The following is a 254-nucleotide window of genomic DNA, read 5'->3' on the forward strand; positions in this document are numbered from 1 at the left end:
CTCTCCACGACGGACGTTAGCATTCGCCGTGTGTCTGCCATCCAGTACTCCTCGGTATTCGGAGTTTGGTTAGGATCAGTAAGCCTGTGGGCCCCATTACCCATCCAGTGCTCTACCCCCGAGGGTATTCGGATGACGCTCTACCTAAATAGATTTCGCAGAGAACCAGCTATCTCCGAGTTTGATTGGCCTTTCACCCCTAGGCACAGCTCATCCCGATCTTTTTCAACAGATGTGGGTTCGGTCCTCCAATA

General features: G+C 52.4%; 1 rRNA gene. It reads right to left on the reverse strand.

From position 1 onward, the window contains the following. Positions 1-254 (reverse strand): 23S ribosomal RNA (locus tag FCK22_RS18265); the annotation flags it as partial.

The organism is Sulfitobacter sp. 15WGC (assembly GCF_005068605.1).
GTDB lineage: Bacteria > Pseudomonadota > Alphaproteobacteria > Rhodobacterales > Rhodobacteraceae > Sulfitobacter > Sulfitobacter faviae.